Here is a 19,804-nt window from a genome sequence, read left to right as displayed (position 1 = left end):
GGCCTGCCCCTTCGTCCGTTCACCCACTCCAGTTCGAGGTCGGTGCTGGCGACCCGTGTGGAGCTTTCCCCGTCTGGGACAGCACGGTAGCGACCTCGGGAACGTTGCGGTAAGAGGCCAACGCCGCACGTACCTCCTGGAATCGGGCGCCGGCCACTGCCGATCCGACCTCCGCGGTCGTGGTACTCGCTTCCGCGACGAGTCCGGCCGCCTCCTCCACTTCGCGTTGGCCGATCAGGGCTCGGGCCAGTGTCAAGGACGCGAGCAGGCGGGCCCTTACCCGTTCGGGGGAACGCAGGTTCAGAGCGTGGTGGGCGTGTTCGACGGCGGCGGCGTGGTCGTCCAGGTCGCACATGCTTCGGGCCGCTTCACTGGCCAGCGATGCCAGATCGAAAGGGCTGGTCCACTCCGATGTGGGCGGGGAGATAGGTACGGACAGCAGATGCTCGCCTTGACGGAGGAACGCCCGGGCGATGGCCGCGTCTCCGCGGGCGGCGTGGGCGCGGGTGAGCATGGCCAGGACCCTGCCGCGCAGAGCGGTGTCCTCCGCTCCATCGAGATGCCGCCAGGCCTGCTCAGCGGCGAGCAGCGCGTTCTCGGTGTCGTCACGATGCAGCGCCAAGTGGGCGCGACTGGCCCAGATCTGCGCGGTGAGAGCGTCGGCCTCCCCGGCTCGGGCTAGGTTCAGCGCTCGTTGGAAGTGGTTGGCGGCGACGTCATCACGGCCAGCGTCGTGGGCCATCCACCCAGCCATCTCGGTCAGTCCTGCCGCAGCAACGAAAGTGGCAGGGGCGCCACTTTCCGAGACCAAGGCTGGTCCGACTCGGGAGGAGAGGTAGCGCATGACCAGCGCGTAGAGGTGGCCGCCTCCTGCGCGCCGGTCCGCCAATCGAAAGACCGTCACCGCTTCAGCGGTGGATCCCTCCGTTACCTCGCGCCACAGCGACCCGAGGACCGTGGAACCCTCAATACCGGCCACCGCACCACTATGCGTCTCCGTTGAGGAGAGCTCCACAGGACTGGTTCTTCGGGCTTGGGGGAGGCGAGGCTTTTCCATTTGCAACGGTGCCCCGAGTCCTCGCAGGGCCTCGATGGCTTTGCGCTGGTCGGTCAGCCCACGGCCCGCTTCAGCACGGGCGATCGTGCTCTGCGCCACCCCGCACATCCGGGCCAAAGCTTCCTGGGATAGGCCTTCGACACGGTGTCGTAGCAACCGGATCACGCTTCGAGCGTCGCGGTCGCGGACAGCGGTGGCCACCTCAGGGTCACGCCACACCAAGGGTGGGATACAGGTGCAGCCTTCTCGTTCTGCGACGCGTGAACGACCGCAGTTACCGCACACAGAGGGCTCCTTCGGGAGGAGAAGCGCAGGGATGACCACAGTAACCAACCTCGGCGAACTCTCCGGAGTCACGGAGGGAGAAACCGGGAAGGCCCGAGAGTGTGCGGAGTCTGCCCCACAGTCAACCGGGAGATCTGCGCCGAGGACCACTCCGCACCGACCCATCCGGTCGGCTGGTTGACTGGCCTCTGAGGCCGACACCGCATATGGAACCCCTGGCCCGCCCACGGGAAGCCTTCTAGGGGGCCGATCTGGACGAGCACCACCTGGCCAAGCGAGGCCAGACCCTTTTTAAGCAGGGGGACGAGTCTCTCACTTGGCTTTCCAAAAATCTAGAACCATGCGAAAGCAATCTAAAACCCACAAACCCCTTGAGGCCACCCAAAAACCCAAATAGGCCTAAAATAGGAAAATCTCGGTTTTGCCTTCATCGCTTGAGGACAGGGCCCCGCCATCCGTGTGCGGCTCTGCTTCAACGAGTTCCGCTGGGTCCACCTCGGGGACGGATTTGATGCTCTCGCCATTGCGATAGTAGCGCCAGGCGCTCTTGTAGGTTCCAGGGCTGTCGGCGTACATGATCACGTAACCCATGAGGGCGGTGATCTGCCATGGCTCCGGTACCGCTGCGGAGATCATCTGGAAGACCTGGTCAGCGGTCAGCGGCCTTGCGGGAACAGACACAGTTCGACTCTTGAAGCTGTCGTCTTTCCCGTAGCGGAAGTTGTAGGGGAGGGCGAGCTTGACCGTTTCCAGGAGTTCTTGCAGTGTCATCTCCCCGGCGCGGAGACCCTCGACGGGACGGTCGAGGTCGATGGGGAAGAGCATGTCGAAGTGGTTTTGCTTCAGGACGGTGTTGTCCCTGCGGCTGCCGGGGTCCTTGTTACCGAACCCGTTGTTGTTCCAGGGGATGTCTCCCATCCCCTTGTAGTGGCTGATCAGCAGTTGCTCGGGGGCGAGCGCTGAGAAGTCCTCCGCCACGTACAGGCAGGAGAACGCCATCTCGCCGAGTGAGATCCCTCGCCGCCCTGAGATCTTGCGCAGGTGGTTGCGTAGCCGCGCGGGCAACGACCTGTCGGCCTTGCCCACGTACACGAACTCGCCGTTCAGGTAGAGCTGGTAGACGCCGGGTTTCTCTTTGAGCTCGGCGATGCTGCGCTCTACCAGGGGGGCCTTGCCCAGCCCCTCGAGGGCCGCTGCCAGCTGGTCACCGAGCGCCTTCGTGATGCTCAGGGTGAAGTCCTTGTGGTACTGCGTTCTGTCGCCAGGGCTCACCACCGACGCCATCCGTCCCACTCTCCTTGGTCGACGCGATCTCGCAGACCCTATCGGTGCCCACCCACGAAAAGTAAGCTCCTTTCTCAAACTGGCTTGATGAGCATCAACTCCGCGGTATGCTTTTTGGGTGTCTGAACCGCAAGAAGAATCCAAAAGGGACCGCACCGGCGTCGAGCTGTTCGCAGGCGCTGGCGGTCTGGCCATGGCCGTCCACAGCGCGGGCTTCCGCCCGCTGCTCTTCAATGAGTTCGCGAAGCGGGCGTGCGAGACCCTGGAGGCGAACGTCGCCGTGCGGGTGCCGGCCGACGAGACCCCCCCGATCCCCTCCCCCGGGGAGCGGGTCCCTCTTGTCGCGGGGGACGTCCAGGAGCTCGACATGGACTACCTGGAGGGCAGGGTTGACGTGCTCGCTGGAGGCCCCCCCTGCCAGCCGTTCAGCCTGGGCGGCGTCGCCAAGGGCGACGAGGACAAGCGGAACATGTTCCCCCAGATGTTCAAGGCCGTGCGCCAGATCCGCCCCAAGGCGGTCATTTGCGAGAACGTGCGCGGCCTGACTCGACCGTCCTTTAAGCCCTATTTCAGCTATATCCAGCGAGAGCTGATGCTCCCCTTCGAGGAGCGGGCCGAGGGCGCTACTTGGCAGCAGCATAATGATTATTTGGAGGAGCAACTCAAACGGGAGCCGGATGACCCGACAGAGCGGTATGACGTCGATATGTTTCCGGTCAATGCTGCGGACTACGGCGTCCCCCAGATCCGCAACCGTGTCATTATTGTCGCGTTCAGGAAGGACCTGAACGTTGACATGGCTCTTTTCAAACGACTAGTTCAGCCGACTCACTCCGGGACCGCTCTGATCCGGTCTATGGACGACGGCAGTTACTGGGAACGGCATTCGGGCGTTCCTGACCATGTGCGGGAACGGGTCATGGCTCGCCTTCCGGGGACCATACCCCTGAGTGACGGTTTGCGCCCCTGGCACACCTTAAGAGACGCGATCACGGGCATCGGTGACAACAAGCCCCTGCCCGAGGTCCCTGACGAGTGGCTGGACCGAACCGAGCACCTCCTTGGCGGCTTCACGGAGCACATTGGCTGGCCTGGGGCGCGCATTTACGATGGTCACACGCCCAACGAGCTCGACCGACCGGCGAAGACAGTGAAGGCGGGTGTACACGGAGTCCCGGGTGGTGAGTCCGTGATGCTGCTTGATGAGTTGGTTAGCGACAGTGACGCCCCGACGGGAGTCAGGTACAAGCATCGGTATATGACCGTGCGGGAGACAGCTCGGGTTATGACCTTCCCTGATTCCTGGGTTCTCAAGGGCCCTCGCGGGGAGAAGATGCGGCAACTCGGCAACGCCGTCCCCGTAGCTTTGGGTGAGGTTTTCGCGAAAGCCGTTGCTTCTGTGCTGGACGAGGCGGAGGAGCGCCGGAAGTGACCCAGCCAGCGAAAAAGTCGCAGAGTGGTTGGAAACAAGATTCACCATCCGACCGGGCCTGGAAAGGACGCACTGGTAGAAGTCGAGGGGCTATTACCGCCGAGCAAGACCGAGCGGCTGGTGGCCGTCACCGACGGCTGGTGGATCTCGGCCAGGGTCGATTCGCTCGGGCTTCTGTGGAGCTGAAGCTTCTCCCGGGGACTCGGCGCATTCGCGCGTATCTACGTTGGTCGGACAACGGGAAGTCGCCGACTCGTTACCTCGGGCAGGTCGACTTCGATACCCGGGCGAAGAATCTAGCTGAGGGCTGGAGGCTGGCTTGGGAAAAGGGGCTACTCACAGAGGAACCGGCCACGGAGGGATCATGGGCCTCTTCTCCTGCTGTACGAGCTTCCATGCGGGGCAACAGGAACAAGAACACTAAGCCTGAGTTGCGCCTACGGTCATTGCTCCACCAACAGGGCCTCCGTTACCGCGTTGCGACGCGCCCGCTCCGCGATCTACGACGCACTGCCGACATTGTTTTTTCCAAAGCGAAGGTAGCGGTCTTCGTCGATGGCTGCTATTGGCATGGTTGTCCACAGCACTTCCGCCCTGCCACCGTGAACTCTGAATTTTGGAGCGCGAAGATCGAGGGTAATCGATCCAGGGACGCGGAGACGGACCGCCTACTGCGGGAGTCCGGATGGACAGTCGTGCGCGTTTGGGAGCATGAGGACCCGGAGGAGGCTGCCACTCGCGTGGCTGGAACTGTGCGGGGGAAGTCCGCTCTATCCACCTGAATCTCAGGTGATGGCGACGAAGGCACCGTGTGGGCTTGACTTCGTTGCGCTCTCGGCTCAGGGCTTCATGATCTGGGACTGGCCTGTCCTCTGTGAGTGAGTAAGCTCCTGTGTATGGCATCCAGTCCCGACATCACGGCGCCCACTCACTTCAACCCACTGGACATCGAGCTCCTGAGTCGTAACCTCCGAGCGGAGATGGATGACCGACCGCGGGTCCCCCTAGACTCAGTCAGGTCGTTCCCGGGGGCTGGCCTGTACGCGCTTTACTACACCGGCGACCTCGAAATCTACGAACGCTTGAAGAACTCGGACGTTCCTATTTACGTAGGCAAGGCAGAGGCCGGAAACAGTAGTTTCGGAGAGCCACTGAATGAATCGAAGCCAAAACTATTTCAACGCATAAGCAATCATCGCAAAAGCATCACCGAAGCAAAGAATCTCAAGGCTTCTGATTTTGCCGTCAAGCATCTTATTCTTGACGACGTTTGGATCAGCCTGGGAGAAAGAGCCCTACTGCGCACCTATAGACCGGTTCTATGGAATAGCTTCATGACCGGCTTCGGCTCCAATCCCCCAGGGGGAGCCCGAAAGAACGGGCGATCCATATGGGATTCGATTCACCCTGGACGAAAGCGAGCAGAACCACTCCTTTGCAACAGAAAGTTTAGCCTCTCCGAAATGGAGAACTTCATCGCGAGCGCGATAGACGTATCCCTCCAACCCGAAGGGGAGCGCCGCGAACAAGCACTGTCCGATTTGAAAAAAAGAAAAACTAAAGAAATTTGGCGAGGGGCAAAAAACGAGAAAGACCCCGTTCTTGTCTTTCGCGAAGACGTCTTCCTGAAGGAAAACGAACGCCTCGGGGTAGACATGAGGAATCACAAATGGACTCGATCCACAACTTCGGAAACTAAAACGGCTGAGATCTCGATATTTGACGACCTGGACGCCTGATCAATCCGCGCTTCCCCCTGAAACCTGGCAGCGACTATTGAACGCGGCGTAGATCTGAGACACTTTAATACCTCCAGCAACCTCAACAAGGCGAGGTCTTTTGACTGGGCTGAGCAGGTTCCCATAGCTCAAATTTCGACACCGTTCCCAAGCCACTTTGGCGCGATGGTGATCTACTCAGGTGGGACGGACAGCGGACATGAAGCGGGCGGAGTAGTAGGCGCCGGCGACGGGTTCGACGCGGATGGTCTGGCCGGAGGAGGGGGCGTGCACCATCTGGCCGTCGCCGACGTACATGGTGACGTGGGAGGGGGTCGGACCGCTGCCGGTGTCGTAGAAGAGCAGGTCGCCCGGGGTGAGGGCGTTGAGGTCGACGCGGGTGCCGGTGTTGACCTGGTCGGTGGTGACGCGGGGGATGGAGGCTCCGGCGGCGTGCCAGGCCATCATGGTCAGCCCGGAGCAGTCGAAGTTGTCGGGGCCGGTGCCGCCCCAGAGGTAGGGTTTGCCGATTTGGGCCAGTGCCCATTCGGCGGCGATGCGTCCCTGCTCGCTTCCCCCTGACGGGACGGTGGGGGCGGTGTACTGCTGGTAGTACTCGATGCGGGCGAGCACGTTGTCGACGTAGGTGTCCCAGGGGTTGTAGCGGAACAGGGCGTCGTGGAGGTCTTGGGCGTCGGTGAAGTCGACCTGCTGCTCGGGGTGGCTGGTGCACAGTTCGATGGCGCTGGACCAGGTGGCGTCGTAGACGTTGTGGGGGTCGGCGCGGGTGTCGTTGTTGCCGTCGGCGCCGTGGTCGGCCCACCAGGCGGGCAGGAGTTGGGTGACGCAGACGGCGGCGTCGTAGGTGGTGTCGCCGTCCCAGCGCCCCTGGTCGGTGTCGTAGTGCGGGGTCCAGTTGTTGCCGACGCCGGTGCCGTCCAGTAGTGGGCCGATGATGGGAGGGTCGGTGTCGCTTGTGGGGGTGATGGTGCTACCTGCGGCGTGGTGGGATTCCTCGTGGCCGATGCCCGCGAGGATCGGCCAGGTCAGCCCGGTGCAGCCCGGGTAGGTGTCGGCGAGGCGGGTTGCGGCGCGTTGGTAGGCGTCCAGCAGGACGGGGTGGATGCCCGGGACGGAGGTGATCGTCTCCTGCTCGGCCCTGTGGCGCTCCTCGTCGCCCATGCCGATGGCGGCGATCACGGACACCAGCAGGAAGAGTCCCGCGCTGATGCCCGCGACGAGTCTGGACACAGCCGGTCAGCGGGCCAGGTCGGCCAGGGTGCGCAGGTGGCAGGTGGCGTCGCCGGTGGTGCGCCAGACGGGCGCGGCCGGTCCCGGAGCTGTGAGCAGGTCCGAAGTGGTGACGTGGGTCTGCATCCAGGGGTCGGGGGCGGGCAGGGCCGTGCAGAGGCTGCTCAGCCGCCCTGGTGTGGGAACGACGAACAGCACGGTGGAGCGCAGCTGGGTGCGTAGGGCCAGGTCACGGTAGCGGTCGAGCTTCTTCCCCAGGACACGTAGCGCCTCGGTGCGGGTGTCGTACTCCATGAAGGCGTCCAGGGTAGTACCGCCCTGTCTCCAGCGCAGGTAGCCGTCCGGACGGATGCCGTCGGCTTCCCAGGCCCGTCGGCAGCGGGCCTCGGCCCACCAGCGTTCCAGGCGGGCTCCTAGTGTGGTGCGGGCTGCGGTGGTGAAGGAGACGTAGGTCTGGGCCAGGCCGGTGATGTGGTCGATCAGCGGTGAGGTGCGCAGATGCCGGGGATGGGCGATGCGGCGCGGGTCGATGCCCCGGTGGGCGGCCAGGTGCGGGTGCCGTGTCGGCCGAGGATCCAGTGGTAGGGCATGGTCCAGCGGGCCGCACGTGGGGTGAAGCGTTCGATCTGCTGGTGGTCGGCGAGGGTCTTGAGGCGGCGTTGGACGGCGCGCACCCCTCCGCCCGAGAAGAAGAGGGCGCCCAGTTGCGGGGTGGTCATGACGCGGTGGTCGTGCAGGGCGGCCAGGATGCGCAGGTCGCGTTCGGTGATGGTGATGCTCATCGGTGTTCGTCCTCTCCCTTGGCATGGCGCGGGTCCGTGCGGGTGGCGCGGATCGGCGGGGCGTTGAAGCGTCGGGAGGCCTTGCGGATGTGGTGGGCGCGGCGGCGGACAGCCGGGGGCAGGGGCCGGGTGCGCAGGGTGGCGGGCGGGAGTTCGGTGGCTCCGCTCAGGGTGCGCAGGACCGCCTGATAGGCGCCGAGGTGGGAGAGGTCGTGGTCGTTCAGGTGCGGCCGGGTGTGCTGGTGCAGGTGGGTGGCGTCGGCCGGGGAGGCGTTGAAGAAGACCTTGGGGTGGGTGAACTTCACGTAGCGGGTCCTGTTCCCCTTGCCGGTGACGACGGCGCGGCGGTCGGCGATGGACGCAGCCCCCAAGCGCAGTCCGGTGTCCTTGAGCAGCTGCAGGATGGCACTGTCACGGAGCTTGCAGACGTCCACGCGTTTGGCCGCGCAGCGGTCAGACCCCTTGGGCATCTTCAGGATGCGGTCGACGTCGCCTTCGTCGAAGACGGGCACCGGCTTGGGCGCGATCTTCGGCGGGCGTATCTTGGCCATGGGGCTGGGGATCTCCTCCTCCGCGGAGAGCCACCGGAAGAACTGCTGGAAGCAGCGGTACTGGTTGTTGACGTAGGAGTCGGTGTGCCGGCGGTGGCGCAGCCGCACCAGCCAGGAGCGCAGGTGCACCCGGCTCACCAGTTCCCAGTCGCGCACCGGCTCGAAGGTCACCAGGTCGGCGCTGGTGTCATCGGCGGTGTCGAAGCGGCGGTCGGTGTCAGTGGGCTGACCGCCGGTCAGCAGGTGCTCGGCCGCGAACCAGGAGGCGGCCTGCGAGTAAAGCGTGATGGTCTTGCGACTCCTGCCCTCGGCCCTCAGGTAGAGGACGAAGGAGTCGATGTGGGGCTTCAGCGGCCCGGCGGCCAGGTTGCGCGGTCCTCGGCGGAGGTGGCGAGCAGCCATGAGCGGTGGCTCTCCAAGCGGTCACACACGTGCAGTGATGTGTTCCGCCTGGAGCTGTCCCAGGTCGGGGAGAGTGAGAGCCGGCGAGGGGACTTGAACCCCTAACCTGCCGCTTACAAGGCGGCTGCTCTGCCAATTGAGCTACGCCGGCGGGGCGTCGGGCTCCGCGAGGGGAGCCGCGTCCACCCGAATGGTACCGGGTGAGGCGCGTTTCGGCCTACTCGGAAAAGCCCGCCCCGGGTCCGTGGCGGACCCGGGGGCGGCGGGGGTCAGGAGTCCCGCTGCTCGGCGCGCAGGCGGGCGACCTCGTAGAGGGACACCCCGGCGGCGACGGAGGCGTTGAGCGACTCGGCGTTGCGGATCGGGATGCTCGCGATCACGTCGCAGGATTCGCGCACCAGGCGGGACAGGCCCTTGCCCTCGGAGCCCACCACCACGACCAGCGGACCGGTGGCCAGGTCCAGGCCCGGGATGGCGGCGTCACCGTCGGCGTCGAGGCCGACGACGAACACGCCCGCCTTCTTGAAGGCCTCCAGGGCGCGGGTGAGGTTGGTGGCCTGCGCGATCGGGAGCCGGGCCAGGGTGCCCGCCGAGGTCTTCCACACGGTGGTGGTGACGCCGGCGGAGCGGCGCTCGGGGATGAGCAGGCCGTCGGCGCCGAAGGCGGCCGCGGAGCGGGCGATGGCGCCGAGGTTGTGCGGGTCGGTCACGCCGTCGAGGGCGACGATGAGCGCCGGCTCGTCCCCGTCCAGCGCGCGCTCCAGGAGGTCCTCCGGCAGCAGGTAGCGGTAGGGCCGCGCCTGCAGGGCCATGCCCTGGTGGACGGCGCCCGGCTGGCCGTTGCTGTCGCAGCGCCGGTCGAGCTCGGCGCGGGTGACCTCCAGCACCTCCACGCCCTGCTCGCCGGCGAGGCGGGCGGCCTCGTTGACGCGGTCGTCGGCGTCGAGGCTGTTGGAGAGGAAGAGGCGGCTGGCGGGCATGCCCGCGCGCAGCGCCTCCAGCACGGGGTTGCGGCCCACGAGCAGGTCGGAGTCGATCCGGCGGCGCTCGGGCTCGGCCGAACGGGACGACCGCGGAGCGCCCCCGGAGGCCTCCACCTCCTTGGCCCGGCGGATCGCCTTGGAGCGCTGCTTGCCGTCGTACCAGTGCCGCTGCTCGGCGGGCAGGGTGCCCTTCTTGCCCTCCAGGGACCGGCGGCCCTTGCCGCCGCTGCCCTTGGTGGGGCCCTTCTTGCTCTTCTTCGCCGGCATGGTCGCCGTCCCTCCGCTACGTATCGCGAGCATGCCGGAAGCGTTCTCCGGCCGTTGGGGTGCCGCGTCGCCGATGGCGGCGGCAAACCCCCAGGGTACCGCCGAGCCGGTACCGAACGTGTTGTCCACAGGCCCCGGCGCCCCCGTGGCGGCGGACGGCGGGGCGGCCTACCGTGGAAACCGGGGGGCCGCCCCACCCCTGACCATGTGCGCTGCCCTCAGCCCCGCCGCAGGTCCCAGCGCGGACCCTGCGGGGTGTCCTCCACCACCACGCCCGCGTCGGCGAGCCCGTCGCGGATGGCGTCGGCGGCCGCGTAGTCCTTGCGGCCGCGGGCGGCCTGGCGCTGCTGGAGGGCGACGGCCACGAGCGCGTCGACGACCTCGCGCAGCCCCTGGTCGCCGGAGGACCACTGCCCGCTCAGCGGGTCCAGGCCCAGCACGTCGAGCATGGCGCGCAGCTCTCCGGCGAGTTCGGCGGCCCTCTCCTTGGCGCCCCCGGCCAGGGCGGTGTTGCCCTCGCGGACGTGCCCGTGCACGACGGCGAGCCCCTGGGAGACGCCCAGGTCGTCGTCGAGTGCGGCGGCGAACTCGGCGGGCACCCGCTCGGCCGGGACGACCTCGCCCAGCACCTCGACGGCGCGGGTGAGGAAGCCCTCGACGCGCTGGTAGGCGACCGCGGCCTCCTGGAGCGCCTCGTCGGAGTAGTCGATGGTGGAGCGGTAGTGCGCCTGGCCGAGGTAGTAGCGCAGCTCGACGGCGCGCACCTTCTCCAGCATCTGCGGGATGCGCATCGAGTTGCCCAGCGACTTGGCCATCTTCTCGCCGCCGATCTTCAGCAGACCGTTGTGCAGCCAGTACTGGGCGAAGGCGTCCCCGGCGGCGCGGGACTGGGCCATCTCGTTCTCGTGGTGCGGGAAGACCAGGTCCAGGCCGCCGCCGTGGATGTCGAAGGCGGGCCCGAGGTACTTGGTGGCCATCGCCGAGCACTCCAGGTGCCAGCCCGGGCGGCCGCGCCCCCACGGGGTGGGCCAGGTGGGCTCGCCCGGCTTGGCGCCCTTCCACAGGGCGAAGTCGCGGGGGTCGCGCTTGTCCCGGTCGGGGTCGGAGTCGGCGGCGGGCTGCACCTGCTCCAGCCGCTGGTTGGACAGGTCCCCGTAGGGCGGGAAGGAGCGCACGTCGAAGTAGACGTCGCCGGAGCCGTCGTCGGCGGCGTAGGCGTGCCCCGCGTCGATGAGCCGCTGCATGAGCTCGACCATCTCCGGCACGTGGCCGGTGGCGCGCGGCTCGACGGTGGGCGGCAGGCAGCCCAGCACGTCGTAGGCGTGGGTGAAGGCGCGCTGGTTGCGCTCGGTGACCTGCCACCAGGGCACGCCCTCGTCGGCGGCGACCCTGATGATCTTGTCGTCGATGTCGGTGACGTTGCGGCAGAAGGTGACCTCGTAGCCCTTGTAGGTCAGCCAGCGGCGCAGGATGTCGAAGTTCACCCCGGACCGGATGTGTCCGATATGGGGCGGCGCCTGCACCGTGGCACCACACAGGTACAGGGAGGCGTGTCCCTCGCGCAGGGGGACGAAGTCGCGGACCTGTCGGGCACTGGTGTCATAGAAGCGCAGACTCACGTTGTCAAGCGTATCGTCTTTCCCCTCACACCGGCGTCACAAACCGCCTCCCCCGGTCGGGCTGATACGGGGGCGCGAGTGGGGCCCGGTACCCGTGTTTTCCTCATCGGACATCCCGAAGTGCTCATATATGGAGAACCGTATTCGGGCGCCTGCCGTGTGAGATAGCCCGGGACAAAGCGTCGTGACCACGGAACGGCAGGTCACGAGATGCTGCATATTCCGACATAACACCACGGAACACCGTCGGCGCATGCGGTCCCGAAGCCACCGGAATCGGACGGAATCTCGTGTTAACGGCATCTCCTCGACTACGCTGCGAAGGCGATGGCCCCTTACAACGATTCCCCCGGCGCAGGAACACGCAACGGCAGCCCCACGGGTCGCGGCACGGGAGTCGGCGCTCTCGCCGGCGGAGCCCTGTTCGTCGGGCTGATCGGTCTGTGCGCCCTTCTGATCTCCTATAACGGTGTCTTCCGGCTCGCCGAGTACGGTCACCCGCGCGGCGGTCTGCTCGTCCACGTGTTCCCGGTGACGTACACGCTGCTGCTGCTCATGGCGTGCTGGACCAGCTACCTGCTGCGCGACGCGCCGCCGCGCCGCCGCGCCTGGGTGGACCTGGTGCTGATCCCGCTGCTGGTGCTCTTCGCCGGTGTGGTCATGGTGCTCAACAACCTGGGGCTGATCGAGTCGATCCCGCAGCGGGTCGCCAACGTGATCGTGGCGGTGGCCCCGCTGGTGGCGCTGCTGGTGGCCCTGCTGCTGTGGATGGCGGCCCGCGCCCACCTGCGGCGCAGGCGCCGCACCGGCGGCCGCCGCCCCGAACCGGCGGACGACCGCACGACGGTGCTGCGCGCCCGCGCGGTGGTGCACGACGGGGAGCCGCAGTCCGCCGAGGAGGACGGCCGCTCGCTGGAGGAGCGCCTGATGGGCCTGGGACTGGGCCCCTCGGCGACCCCTGCCGCGGAGCCGGACGAGCCCGAAACGGTGCGGCTCGTCCCCGGGCCCGCCGCCGAGGAAGAGGAAGAAGAGGAAGCGGCCCCGGAACCCGTCTCGGGGAAGGCCGACCCGGAGCCCGTCGCCGAGGAGGACCCGGAGCCGGAGGCCTCGGTGCCGACCCTGCCGCTGCCGCGCCGCGGCGGCCGCGGGGGCAACCCCATCAAGGAGGCCGCGGAGAACCCGCCGCTGGCCCCGCTCGCTCCGGTACCGGCCCCCGAGCCCGTACCGGCTCCGAACCCGGAGCCCATGCCCGCCCCGGTTCCGGAGCCCGTGCCCGCGAGCGCCCCGGACGAGGGCTTCGAGCACGACCCGCTTCCCGGCGACCCGGTCACCGACGAGGCCGAGGCGCCCGAGCACGCACCGGCTCCGGAGCCCGCCGCAGCCGAGTCACCCGGGCATGACGATGCCCCCGAGGTCCCCGAGTCGCCCGAGCAGGACGTTCCGGAGCCGCGGGAGGAGGAGACCCCCGAGACCCCGGAGGAGGACTTCGCGGAGACGCCCGCCTTCGGCGTCAGCTGGGAGCCGCCGGAGGACGACGAGGACACCTGGACCCGCGCCGACTACGTGCCGCCGGTCTGGACGCCCCCGGAGGACGACGCCCCGGAGGTTCCGGAGGAGGTGCCCGCGCCCGCGCTGGACCACGACACCGGCCCCGCCGTGCGCGCCGCCTTCCGCATTCCGGACGACCCGATGGCCGCCTCCCGCTCCGCCCTGTCGGACGACCTCGCCGACGACCGCCCGCTCTGGTCCCCGCCCGCCGCCGACCCGCGCCCGGAGGACGCCTCCGACGACCTGTGGCCCTCCGCGCCCCGGACCGGCGAACGCTCTGAGGACCGCGAGCCGGACGAGCCCGCCGACACCGACGAGGATGGGACCCTGTGGCCCGCCGCCTCCCGCGCCCACCGCCCGGCGGCCCAACCCGTGACCGACGAGCCCGCCGAGGACCGTGCCCCGGCCGCCCCCGCACCCACCGGGACGGTCGGGAGCGGCCCCCTGCCGCCCTCTGCGCCCCGGACCGTTGAGCGCTCCAAGGACCGCGAGCCGGACGAACCCGCCGACACCGACGAGGACGAGCTCCTGTGGCCCGCGCCCGCCCGTGCCGCCGGGGACGGCGGCGACCGGGCGCCCGCGGCCTCCCCGCCCGCCCCCGAGCCCGGGCGGGCCCGGCGGAGCGGGTTCGGCGCGCCCGCCGTGCCGCCCGGGGCGGCACGCCCCCGGGAGGACGCCGACGACGACGCCGAGCGCACGACCGAGCCCCTGCGCCGCCGCCCGGCGCTGGAGAAGCGGCCCATGGTCCTCAAGCCCCCGCGGCCGCCGATGCCCGACTTCGCCTCCGGCCCGCCCTCCCGGCGGGTGCGCAGCGAACCCCTGCGCCCCGACGAGTGACCGGCCTCGGCGCTCGCGGCCGGGCGGCGGCCGGCGCCGTGAGCGCCGCGCTCCGCCCGGGCTCCGGCACCGCGGGCCGGGCGGCCGGAGCGGCCTGACCGGCGGCCGCCACGCGCCCGGTGCGCCCCTCGGGAGCCGCTCGTCGGCGGCCCCGGAAACGGCGAACGCCCCGCGGCCGGGGCCGCGGGGCGTCGATGTGTCCGGCAGGTGTCAGTCCACGGGGACGCACAGGGCGGTGGCGATGGCCGCGATGCCCTCGCCGCGCCCGGTGAGGCCCAGACCGTCGGTGGTGGTGGCCGACACCGTCACCGGTGCCCCGACGATCTCCGTGAGCGTTTTCTCGGCCTCCGCGCGCCGGGGCGCGAACTTGGGCCGGTTGCTGATGATCTGCACCGCGATGTTGCCGACCTCGAACCCCGCCGCGCGCACGCGGGCGACCGTCTCGGTGAGCAGAGCGGCGCCCGAGGCGCCCCTCCACCGCGGCTCGGCGGTGCCGAAGTTGGACCCCAGGTCGCCCAGGCCGCACGCCGAGAACAATGCGTCGCACGCGGCGTGCGCGGCGACATCGCCATCGGAATGACCGCTGACGCCTTCCTCTCCCGGCCATTCCAAACCGGCCAGAAAAAGGGTCCGTCCAGGAGAAAACGGATGGACGTCGGTGCCGACGCCCACCCGAGGAATTTTCGTCATGAATTATGCGATTCCGCGACCGTGCTTCAGTTCGTGAGAACCTCGTCGAGGAGGGCTTCCGCCTTGTCCTCGTTGGTCTTTTCCGCGAGGGCCAGCTCGCTGACGAGAATCTGGCGCGCCTTGGCGAGCATCCGCTTCTCACCGGCGGAGAGACCGCGCTCCTTGTCGCGCCGCCACAGGTCGCGCACGACCTCGGCGACCTTGTTGACGTCGCCGGAGGCGAGCTTCTCCAGGTTGGCCTTGTAGCGCCTCGACCAGTTGGTGGGCTCTTCGGTGTGCGGTGCCCGGAGCACCTCGAAGACCTTGTCCAGGCCCTCCTGCCCCACCACGTCGCGAACGCCGACGTCCTCGGCGTTCGCGGCCGGCACACGCACCGTCAGATCGCCCTTGTCGACCCTCAGAACGAGGTAGGTTCTGTCCTCGCCCTTAATGGTGCGAGTCTCGATCGCTTCAATACGAGCAGCCCCATGATGGGGGTAGACAACAGTGTCGCCGACCTTGAAAGCCATGTGACAGGTACCCCTTCCGCTACCACAAGGATACCATGAATCTGTGACTTAACGTACCTATTAGGTTTGCGAACACGCAGGTCAAGCACCACTTTTTAGGGCTTGACAAAGTCTACCCGACCGGTCAAGAGAGGCCGATCCGCGCAGGTCCGGGAGGGCCCGCGGCCCTTTAGCGGAAGGGATCGGCGCCGCTCGCGCGGGGGTCGGCGGACACGGTCGCGAACACCGCCGGAGCGCCCCGGAAGAGATTCGTATCACCATCCCGGGGGCCGTGCGCGCCCTCCGGGGCCGGCCCCGGGACCGCCCTCCGGCGGACGGCTCCCGCGGGCGGCGCGCACCCGGTCAGCTCTCCGGCTCGTAGTCCTCCCGCCGCTCCCCCGTCACCATGTAGACGAGGTTGTCCGCAACGTGCACCGCGTGGTCACCGAAACGCTCGTAGAACCGCCCCACCAGGGTGACGTCCATGGTGGCCTCCACCCCGTACTCCCAGCCGGGGGTGAGGATGCGCTGGAGGAGCTTGCGGCGCAGCCGGTCCATCCGGTCGTCGTCCTCGTCCAGCTCCAGCGCGGTGTCGGGGTCGCGGTGCCGGATGACCTCCCCGGCCTTGGTCACCAGCATCTCCGCCTGGTGGCCCATCTCCAGGACGATGGAGCGGACCGGCTCGGGGATCGCCGAGTCGGGGTGCCGGCGGCGGGCGATCTTGGCCAGGTGGACGGCGTGGTCGCCCATCCGCTCCAGGTCTCCGCGCATGTACAGCGAGGTGATGATCGTCCTCAGGTCCGACGCGACCGGCTGCTGCCGGGCCATCAGACTGAACGCGGTCTCCTCGACCTCCTGGTCGAGTCGGTTGATCCTCTCGTCACCGGAGATGACCTCCTGGGCCGCGTCCAGGTCACTGTCCAGCAGTGCCGTGGTGGCCCGGGCGATGGCGTGCCTGGCCAGGCGGGTCATCTCGATGAGGCGCTCGCTCAGGCTGTCGAGGTCCTCGTGGTACGTATCGCGCATGGTGTCAATGCTCCCAGTGGTTTTCTGAAGAGTCGGCCAAGAGTCGGTGAACGCTGGAAGAACCTAGGCCATGACACAGGCCCTGACCGGGTAAAGGTCCAGTCCGCACGTTTACGATCGAAACGTGCAAGGGGAACTTCTCGCCGCTCTGACCGGCATCATCGGACTCGTCGCGGGCGTCGTCGTGGGCGTTCTGGCGGGCTCGTTCTTCCGTGCCGGGGCCACCGAGCGACCGGCGCCCGTCCCGCAGCGGAACGACGGCACCACACTGCCGCCGGGCATCGCCGAGGTCCTCTCCGCCCTCCCTTCCTCCGCCGTGGTCCTGGACTCCGCCGACCGGGTCCTGCGCGCCTCCTCGGCCGCCAGGGCCTTCGGCATCGTCCGGGGCGAGGAGCTGGTCATCGACGAGCTCCTCTCGCTCGCCCGCCGGGTGCGGCGCGACGGCGTCATCCGGGAGACCGAGATCGAGGTGGCCGTGCGCAAGTTCGGCCCCGACGCGACGTCCTTCGCCGTGCGGGTGGCGCCGCTGGGCGGCACCGGGCTGGTGCTGGTGCTGGCCGAGGACCAGACCGAGCACCGGAGGGTGGAGGCGGTGCGCCGCGATTTCGTGGCGAACATCTCCCACGAACTCAAAACGCCGGTCGGTGCGTTGTCGCTCTTGGCCGAAACCGTACAGGACGCGAGCGACGACCCCGAGGCCGTGCGCCGGTTCACCGACCGCATGCAGACGGAGGCGTCGCGGCTGACCGCGCTCATCCAGGACCTCATCACGCTCTCGCGCATCCAGGGCGCCGAGCCGATGGCCGAGCCCACCCGGGTGGACCTGGGCGGCGTGGTGGAGGAGGCCCTGGACGCGGTGCGCATGCCCGCCGACGCCAAGGGCATCGAGCTGGTGGGCAGCGGGGCCGAGGGCATCACCGTCCTGGGCGACGAGGGGCTGCTGGGCACGGCGCTGCGCAACCTGATCGCGAACGCCGTCTCCTACAGCCCCAAGAACACCCGGGTCGCCGTCTCGGTCGCGCTGACGCGTTCCACCGTGGACATCAGCGTCGCCGACCAGGGGATCGGCATCCCCCAGCAGGACCTCGAAAGGATCTTCGAGCGGTTCTACCGTGTGGACGCCGCTCGGAGCCGGGCCACCGGAGGTACCGGACTGGGCCTGGCGATCGTCAAGCACATCATGACCCACCATCGTGGAGAAGTGACCGTGTGGAGCAAGGAGGGGTCCGGGTCGACGTTCACTCTGCGTCTGCCCAGACCCGACGACCGGGGGCTGGACGCCGCCCGGAACACCGACCGTCAGGAGGCGGCACAGTGACTCGTGTACTCGTGGTCGAGGACGAGGAGTCCTACAGCGACGCCCTGTCCTACATGTTGCGCAAGGAGGGCTTCGAGGTCGCCGTGGCGCCCACCGGGACCGTGGCCCTGGAGACCTTCGACCGCACCGGCGCCGACCTGGTCCTGCTGGACCTGATGCTGCCGGGCCTGTCGGGCACCGAGGTGTGCCGGAGCCTGCGGCAGAAGTCCAGCGTCCCGGTGATCATGCTGACCGCCAAGGACTCCGAGATCGACAAGGTCGTCGGTCTGGAGCTGGGCGCCGACGACTACGTGACCAAGCCCTTCTCCTCCCGTGAGCTGGTGGCCCGCATCCGCGCGGTGCTGCGCCGCCGCGGCGGGGAGGTCATCGACGAGCCCGGGCTGCCCACGGCGCTGGAGGCGGGGCCGGTCCGGATGGACGTGGACCGCCACGTGGTGACCGTGCGCGGCGACAACGTGCAGCTGCCCCTCAAGGAGTTCGAGCTCCTGGAGGTGCTGCTGCGCAACGCGGGCCGGGTGCTGACCCGGATGCAGCTCATCGACCGCGTGTGGGGCGCCGACTACGTCGGCGACACCAAGACCCTCGACGTGCACGTCAAGCGGCTGCGCGCCAAGATCGAGGACGACCCCGGCAGCCCCAAGTACATCGTCACCGTGCGCGGGCTGGGCTACAAGTTCGAGCCGGTCACCGCCGACGTCTGATCCCCGTCCCTCTCTCCGGGGGGCCTGCGCCCCTCTCCGGACCGACCGTCCCCCTCCCGGGGACCACCGCCCCCTCGCGTCCCGGTTCCGGGCCTCCCGCCCGGTGGCCGGGACGTGCCCGTTCCCGGGGCCGGGCGGGTGCCGGCCGCGCGGGCGCCGCCGGGGGCGGGAGCACGGGATAAGCCGCGGATAACCGCCGGAAAGGCGGTTCGCCCAGGATCCGAGCACGGGGGGCGTCCGGATCGAGGGCGCCTCCCGGGCCAGCACCGGACCCGCGCAGAAAGGCGTCCCGCCCCATGACCTTCATCGGTATGACCGCCGCCGTGCACAGCCTGGACCTGCCCGGCACCGAGGTGATCCCCATCTACGAGGGCTTCCACGGCTACATCTACGGGAGCCTGGCCGAGGCCAACACCGCCGACCTGGACCTGGTGCGGGCGCGGCTGGGGTCGGGTCCGCTGCGCGTCCTGGACCTGTGCTGCGGGATGGGCCGGTTCGCCCGGGCCCTGGCCGCCGAGGGGCACACCGTCACGGCCGTGGACCTGTCGGCGGACATGATCGCCCAGGCCGAGGAGATGTGGCGGCCGCTGGCCGCCGACGCCCCCGGCGAGGTCGTCTTCGAGGCGGCGGACGCCACCGCGCTGGAACCCGGGGAGCCCTTCGACGCGGTCCTCATCGGCGGGCTGTCCGTCAACACCTTCGACGCCTCCGGCCGCCGGGCGCTGCTGGAGGCGGCGCGCTCGTACCTGCGCCCGGGCGGGACGCTGCTGTTCGACCACTTCCCGGCCCCGGAGAAGGCCGGCGACCCGGCCTACCACACGTTCCCGTTCCCGGGGGAGGACGGCAGCGCCTTCACCGTGCTGTCGGTGTTCCAGACCCCGGAGGAGGGGACCCAGATCACCAACATGTACTCCGAGATCATCGACGCCGAGGGGGCGACCCGCCGGTTCCTGTCCAGCGAGACGGTCACCTACACCGACGCGGAGGAGCTGCGCGCGGAGCTGGAGCGGTCCGGCCTGCGCGTCGTCGAGGAGCTGGACACGACCCCGCCGGCGGAGTCCGGGTCCTCGGTGGCGCCCCGTTCGGTGCTGGTGCACTGCGAGGCCGTGTGACGGGGCCCGCGGGGGTCAGACCTCCAGGAGGACGGTGAAGGGGCCCTCGTTGGTCAGGCCGACCGACATCCGGGCCCCGAACACCCCGGTGGCGACCGTGGCGCCCAGTTCGCGCAGCTCCTTGACCACCGCGTCCACCAGGGGCTCGGCCACCGGGCCGGGCGCCGCCGCCTGCCAGGTGGGGCGGCGGCCCTTGCGGGCGTCGCCGTAGAGGGTGAACTGGCTGACGACCAGCAGCGGCGCGTCGATGTCGGAGCACGACCGCTCGTCCTCCAGGATGCGCAGCGTCCACAGTTTGCGGGCGAGTTTGGCGGCCTCGGCCTCCGTGTCGGTGTGGGTCACCCCCACCAGGGCCATCAGGCCGGGCGAGGTGATCTCCCCGACCACCTCGCCGTCCACCGTCACCGACGCGTGCGACACCCGCTGCACGACCGAGCGCATGGGCCGCTCCCC

At 68.8% G+C, this 19,804-nt stretch carries 18 protein-coding genes, 1 tRNA gene and 2 pseudogenes; 8 read left to right on the top strand and 13 right to left on the bottom strand.

The features are described from left to right. Nucleotides 1–19: 19 nt before the first annotated feature. From ACFVNO_RS00455 to ACFVNO_RS00445, 3 genes and pseudogenes are all read right to left on the bottom strand, one after another. Entirely contained in the window at nucleotides 20–979 is a 960-nt protein-coding gene (locus tag ACFVNO_RS00455; protein ID WP_378889233.1) for a hypothetical protein, read from the bottom strand. A gap of 93 nt (nucleotides 980–1,072) precedes the next feature. Further along, nucleotides 1,073–1,507 (bottom strand): annotated as a pseudogene (locus tag ACFVNO_RS00450) (helix-turn-helix domain-containing protein); the annotation flags it as partial. 234 nt (nucleotides 1,508–1,741) lie between these two features. Beyond that, nucleotides 1,742–2,626 (bottom strand): GIY-YIG nuclease family protein, encoded by an 885-nt coding sequence (locus ACFVNO_RS00445; protein ID WP_378888076.1) that lies wholly within the window; start codon nucleotides 2,624–2,626, stop codon nucleotides 1,742–1,744. Between the two features lie 118 nt (nucleotides 2,627–2,744). Between ACFVNO_RS00445 and ACFVNO_RS00440 the strand changes: the two genes are divergently transcribed. The 4 genes from ACFVNO_RS00440 (at nucleotide 2,745) to ACFVNO_RS00425 (ending at nucleotide 5,797) form a co-directional block, all read left to right on the top strand. Then, nucleotides 2,745–4,058: a DNA cytosine methyltransferase gene (locus ACFVNO_RS00440; RefSeq protein WP_378888073.1), complete on the top strand. Its 1,314-nt coding sequence runs from the start codon at nucleotides 2,745–2,747 to the stop codon at nucleotides 4,056–4,058. Between the two features lie 24 nt (nucleotides 4,059–4,082). Further along, nucleotides 4,083–4,244, top strand: a complete 162-nt coding sequence (locus ACFVNO_RS00435) for a hypothetical protein (RefSeq protein ID WP_378889230.1) — start codon at nucleotides 4,083–4,085, stop codon at nucleotides 4,242–4,244. Beyond that, nucleotides 4,199–4,840: a very short patch repair endonuclease gene (locus tag ACFVNO_RS00430; protein ID WP_378888070.1), complete on the top strand. Its 642-nt coding sequence runs from the start codon at nucleotides 4,199–4,201 to the stop codon at nucleotides 4,838–4,840. Before ACFVNO_RS00435 ends, ACFVNO_RS00430 begins: the two co-directional genes overlap by 46 nt. Nucleotides 4,841–4,954: 114 nt before the next feature. Further along, nucleotides 4,955–5,797, top strand: coding sequence for an Eco29kI family restriction endonuclease (locus ACFVNO_RS00425; RefSeq protein WP_378888067.1), 843 nt, complete (start codon nucleotides 4,955–4,957; stop codon nucleotides 5,795–5,797). 177 nt (nucleotides 5,798–5,974) lie between these two features. Here the strand turns inward: ACFVNO_RS00425 and ACFVNO_RS00420 are convergent, their stop codons facing one another. The 6 genes and pseudogenes from ACFVNO_RS00420 to cysS all read right to left on the bottom strand — a co-directional run bounded on the left by ACFVNO_RS00420 (nucleotide 5,975) and on the right by cysS (nucleotide 11,631). Further along, nucleotides 5,975–7,027, bottom strand: a complete 1,053-nt coding sequence (locus tag ACFVNO_RS00420; RefSeq protein ID WP_378888064.1) for a C40 family peptidase — start codon at nucleotides 7,025–7,027, stop codon at nucleotides 5,975–5,977. A 6-nt stretch (nucleotides 7,028–7,033) separates the two neighbouring features. Then, nucleotides 7,034–7,746: pseudogene (locus ACFVNO_RS00415) on the bottom strand (replication-relaxation family protein). A gap of 59 nt (nucleotides 7,747–7,805) precedes the next feature. Next, on the bottom strand, nucleotides 7,806–8,762 hold the full coding sequence (locus ACFVNO_RS00410) for a tyrosine-type recombinase/integrase (RefSeq protein ID WP_378888061.1): 957 nt from the start codon (nucleotides 8,760–8,762) through the stop codon (nucleotides 7,806–7,808). Between the two features lie 78 nt (nucleotides 8,763–8,840). Continuing rightward, nucleotides 8,841–8,913, bottom strand: a tRNA-Thr gene (locus tag ACFVNO_RS00405). A gap of 118 nt (nucleotides 8,914–9,031) precedes the next feature. Beyond that, a complete protein-coding gene (gene rlmB / locus ACFVNO_RS00400; RefSeq protein WP_220564608.1) occupies nucleotides 9,032–10,012 on the bottom strand; it encodes a 23S rRNA (guanosine(2251)-2'-O)-methyltransferase RlmB in 981 nt (326 codons plus the stop codon). A 218-nt stretch (nucleotides 10,013–10,230) separates the two neighbouring features. Further along, nucleotides 10,231–11,631, bottom strand: coding sequence for a cysteine--tRNA ligase (gene cysS, locus ACFVNO_RS00395; RefSeq protein WP_220564607.1), 1,401 nt, complete (start codon nucleotides 11,629–11,631; stop codon nucleotides 10,231–10,233). Between the two features lie 327 nt (nucleotides 11,632–11,958). Between cysS and ACFVNO_RS00390 the strand changes: the two genes are divergently transcribed. Beyond that, on the top strand, nucleotides 11,959–14,016 hold the full coding sequence (locus ACFVNO_RS00390; protein WP_378888056.1) for a hypothetical protein: 2,058 nt from the start codon (nucleotides 11,959–11,961) through the stop codon (nucleotides 14,014–14,016). A 210-nt stretch (nucleotides 14,017–14,226) separates the two neighbouring features. Here the strand turns inward: ACFVNO_RS00390 and ispF are convergent, their stop codons facing one another. The 3 genes from ispF to phoU form a co-directional block, all read right to left on the bottom strand. Next, nucleotides 14,227–14,706, bottom strand: coding sequence for a 2-C-methyl-D-erythritol 2,4-cyclodiphosphate synthase (gene ispF, locus ACFVNO_RS00385; protein ID WP_220564605.1), 480 nt, complete (start codon nucleotides 14,704–14,706; stop codon nucleotides 14,227–14,229). A 26-nt stretch (nucleotides 14,707–14,732) separates the two neighbouring features. Next, complete coding sequence (locus tag ACFVNO_RS00380) at nucleotides 14,733–15,215, bottom strand: CarD family transcriptional regulator (RefSeq protein WP_026129182.1); 483 nt, start codon at nucleotides 15,213–15,215, stop codon at nucleotides 14,733–14,735. A 342-nt stretch (nucleotides 15,216–15,557) separates the two neighbouring features. Beyond that, nucleotides 15,558–16,220: a phosphate signaling complex protein PhoU gene (gene phoU / locus ACFVNO_RS00375; RefSeq protein ID WP_220564604.1), complete on the bottom strand. Its 663-nt coding sequence runs from the start codon at nucleotides 16,218–16,220 to the stop codon at nucleotides 15,558–15,560. A 124-nt stretch (nucleotides 16,221–16,344) separates the two neighbouring features. On the opposite strand from phoU, the gene ACFVNO_RS00370 reads away from it, so the two are divergent. The 3 genes from ACFVNO_RS00370 (at nucleotide 16,345) to ACFVNO_RS00360 (ending at nucleotide 19,351) form a co-directional block, all read left to right on the top strand. Then, nucleotides 16,345–17,538 carry a cell wall metabolism sensor histidine kinase WalK gene (locus tag ACFVNO_RS00370; protein ID WP_255647007.1) on the top strand — a complete coding sequence of 398 codons (1,194 nt, stop codon included), beginning with the start codon at nucleotides 16,345–16,347 and terminating at the stop codon, nucleotides 17,536–17,538. Beyond that, the gene (locus ACFVNO_RS00365; RefSeq protein WP_220564603.1) at nucleotides 17,535–18,239 is read left to right on the top strand and encodes a response regulator transcription factor; all 705 of its coding nucleotides are present in this window, start codon (nucleotides 17,535–17,537) and stop codon (nucleotides 18,237–18,239) included. The genes ACFVNO_RS00370 and ACFVNO_RS00365 overlap by 4 nt, the downstream gene beginning before the upstream one ends. A 296-nt stretch (nucleotides 18,240–18,535) precedes the next feature. Next, entirely contained in the window at nucleotides 18,536–19,351 is an 816-nt protein-coding gene (locus ACFVNO_RS00360) for an SAM-dependent methyltransferase (RefSeq protein WP_378888048.1), read from the top strand. 15 nt (nucleotides 19,352–19,366) lie between these two features. On the opposite strand, the gene dtd is transcribed toward ACFVNO_RS00360, so the two are convergent. Continuing rightward, nucleotides 19,367–19,792, bottom strand: a complete 426-nt coding sequence (gene dtd / locus ACFVNO_RS00355; protein ID WP_220564601.1) for a D-aminoacyl-tRNA deacylase — start codon at nucleotides 19,790–19,792, stop codon at nucleotides 19,367–19,369. Between the last annotated feature and the right edge of the window lie 12 nt (nucleotides 19,793–19,804).

It is taken from the genome of Nocardiopsis sp. NPDC057823, from assembly GCF_042797335.1.
Taxonomy (GTDB): Bacteria; Actinomycetota; Actinomycetes; order Streptosporangiales; family Streptosporangiaceae; genus Nocardiopsis; species Nocardiopsis changdeensis.
Note: the sequence above shows the minus strand (reverse complement) of the source record. Positions and strands in the feature narration are given on the sequence as shown.

Excerpts from the sequence above, each read along its gene's own strand:
- dtd (WP_220564601.1), bottom strand. The coding sequence starts at position 19,792 with ATGCGCTCGGTCGTGCAGCGGGTGTCGCACGCGTCGGTGACGGTGGAC.
- phoU (WP_220564604.1), bottom strand. The coding sequence starts at position 16,220 with ATGCGCGATACGTACCACGAGGACCTCGACAGCCTGAGCGAGCGCCTC.
- ACFVNO_RS00380 (WP_026129182.1), bottom strand. The coding sequence starts at position 15,215 with ATGGCTTTCAAGGTCGGCGACACTGTTGTCTACCCCCATCATGGGGCT.
- ACFVNO_RS00360 (WP_378888048.1), top strand. The coding sequence starts at position 18,536 with ATGACCTTCATCGGTATGACCGCCGCCGTGCACAGCCTGGACCTGCCC.
- ACFVNO_RS00425 (WP_378888067.1), top strand. The coding sequence starts at position 4,955 with ATGGCATCCAGTCCCGACATCACGGCGCCCACTCACTTCAACCCACTG.
- ACFVNO_RS00390 (WP_378888056.1), top strand. The coding sequence starts at position 11,959 with ATGGCCCCTTACAACGATTCCCCCGGCGCAGGAACACGCAACGGCAGC.
- rlmB (WP_220564608.1), bottom strand. The coding sequence starts at position 10,012 with ATGCCGGCGAAGAAGAGCAAGAAGGGCCCCACCAAGGGCAGCGGCGGC.
- ispF (WP_220564605.1), bottom strand. The coding sequence starts at position 14,706 with ATGACGAAAATTCCTCGGGTGGGCGTCGGCACCGACGTCCATCCGTTT.
- ACFVNO_RS00410 (WP_378888061.1), bottom strand. The coding sequence starts at position 8,762 with ATGGCTGCTCGCCACCTCCGCCGAGGACCGCGCAACCTGGCCGCCGGG.
- ACFVNO_RS00445 (WP_378888076.1), bottom strand. The coding sequence starts at position 2,626 with ATGGCGTCGGTGGTGAGCCCTGGCGACAGAACGCAGTACCACAAGGAC.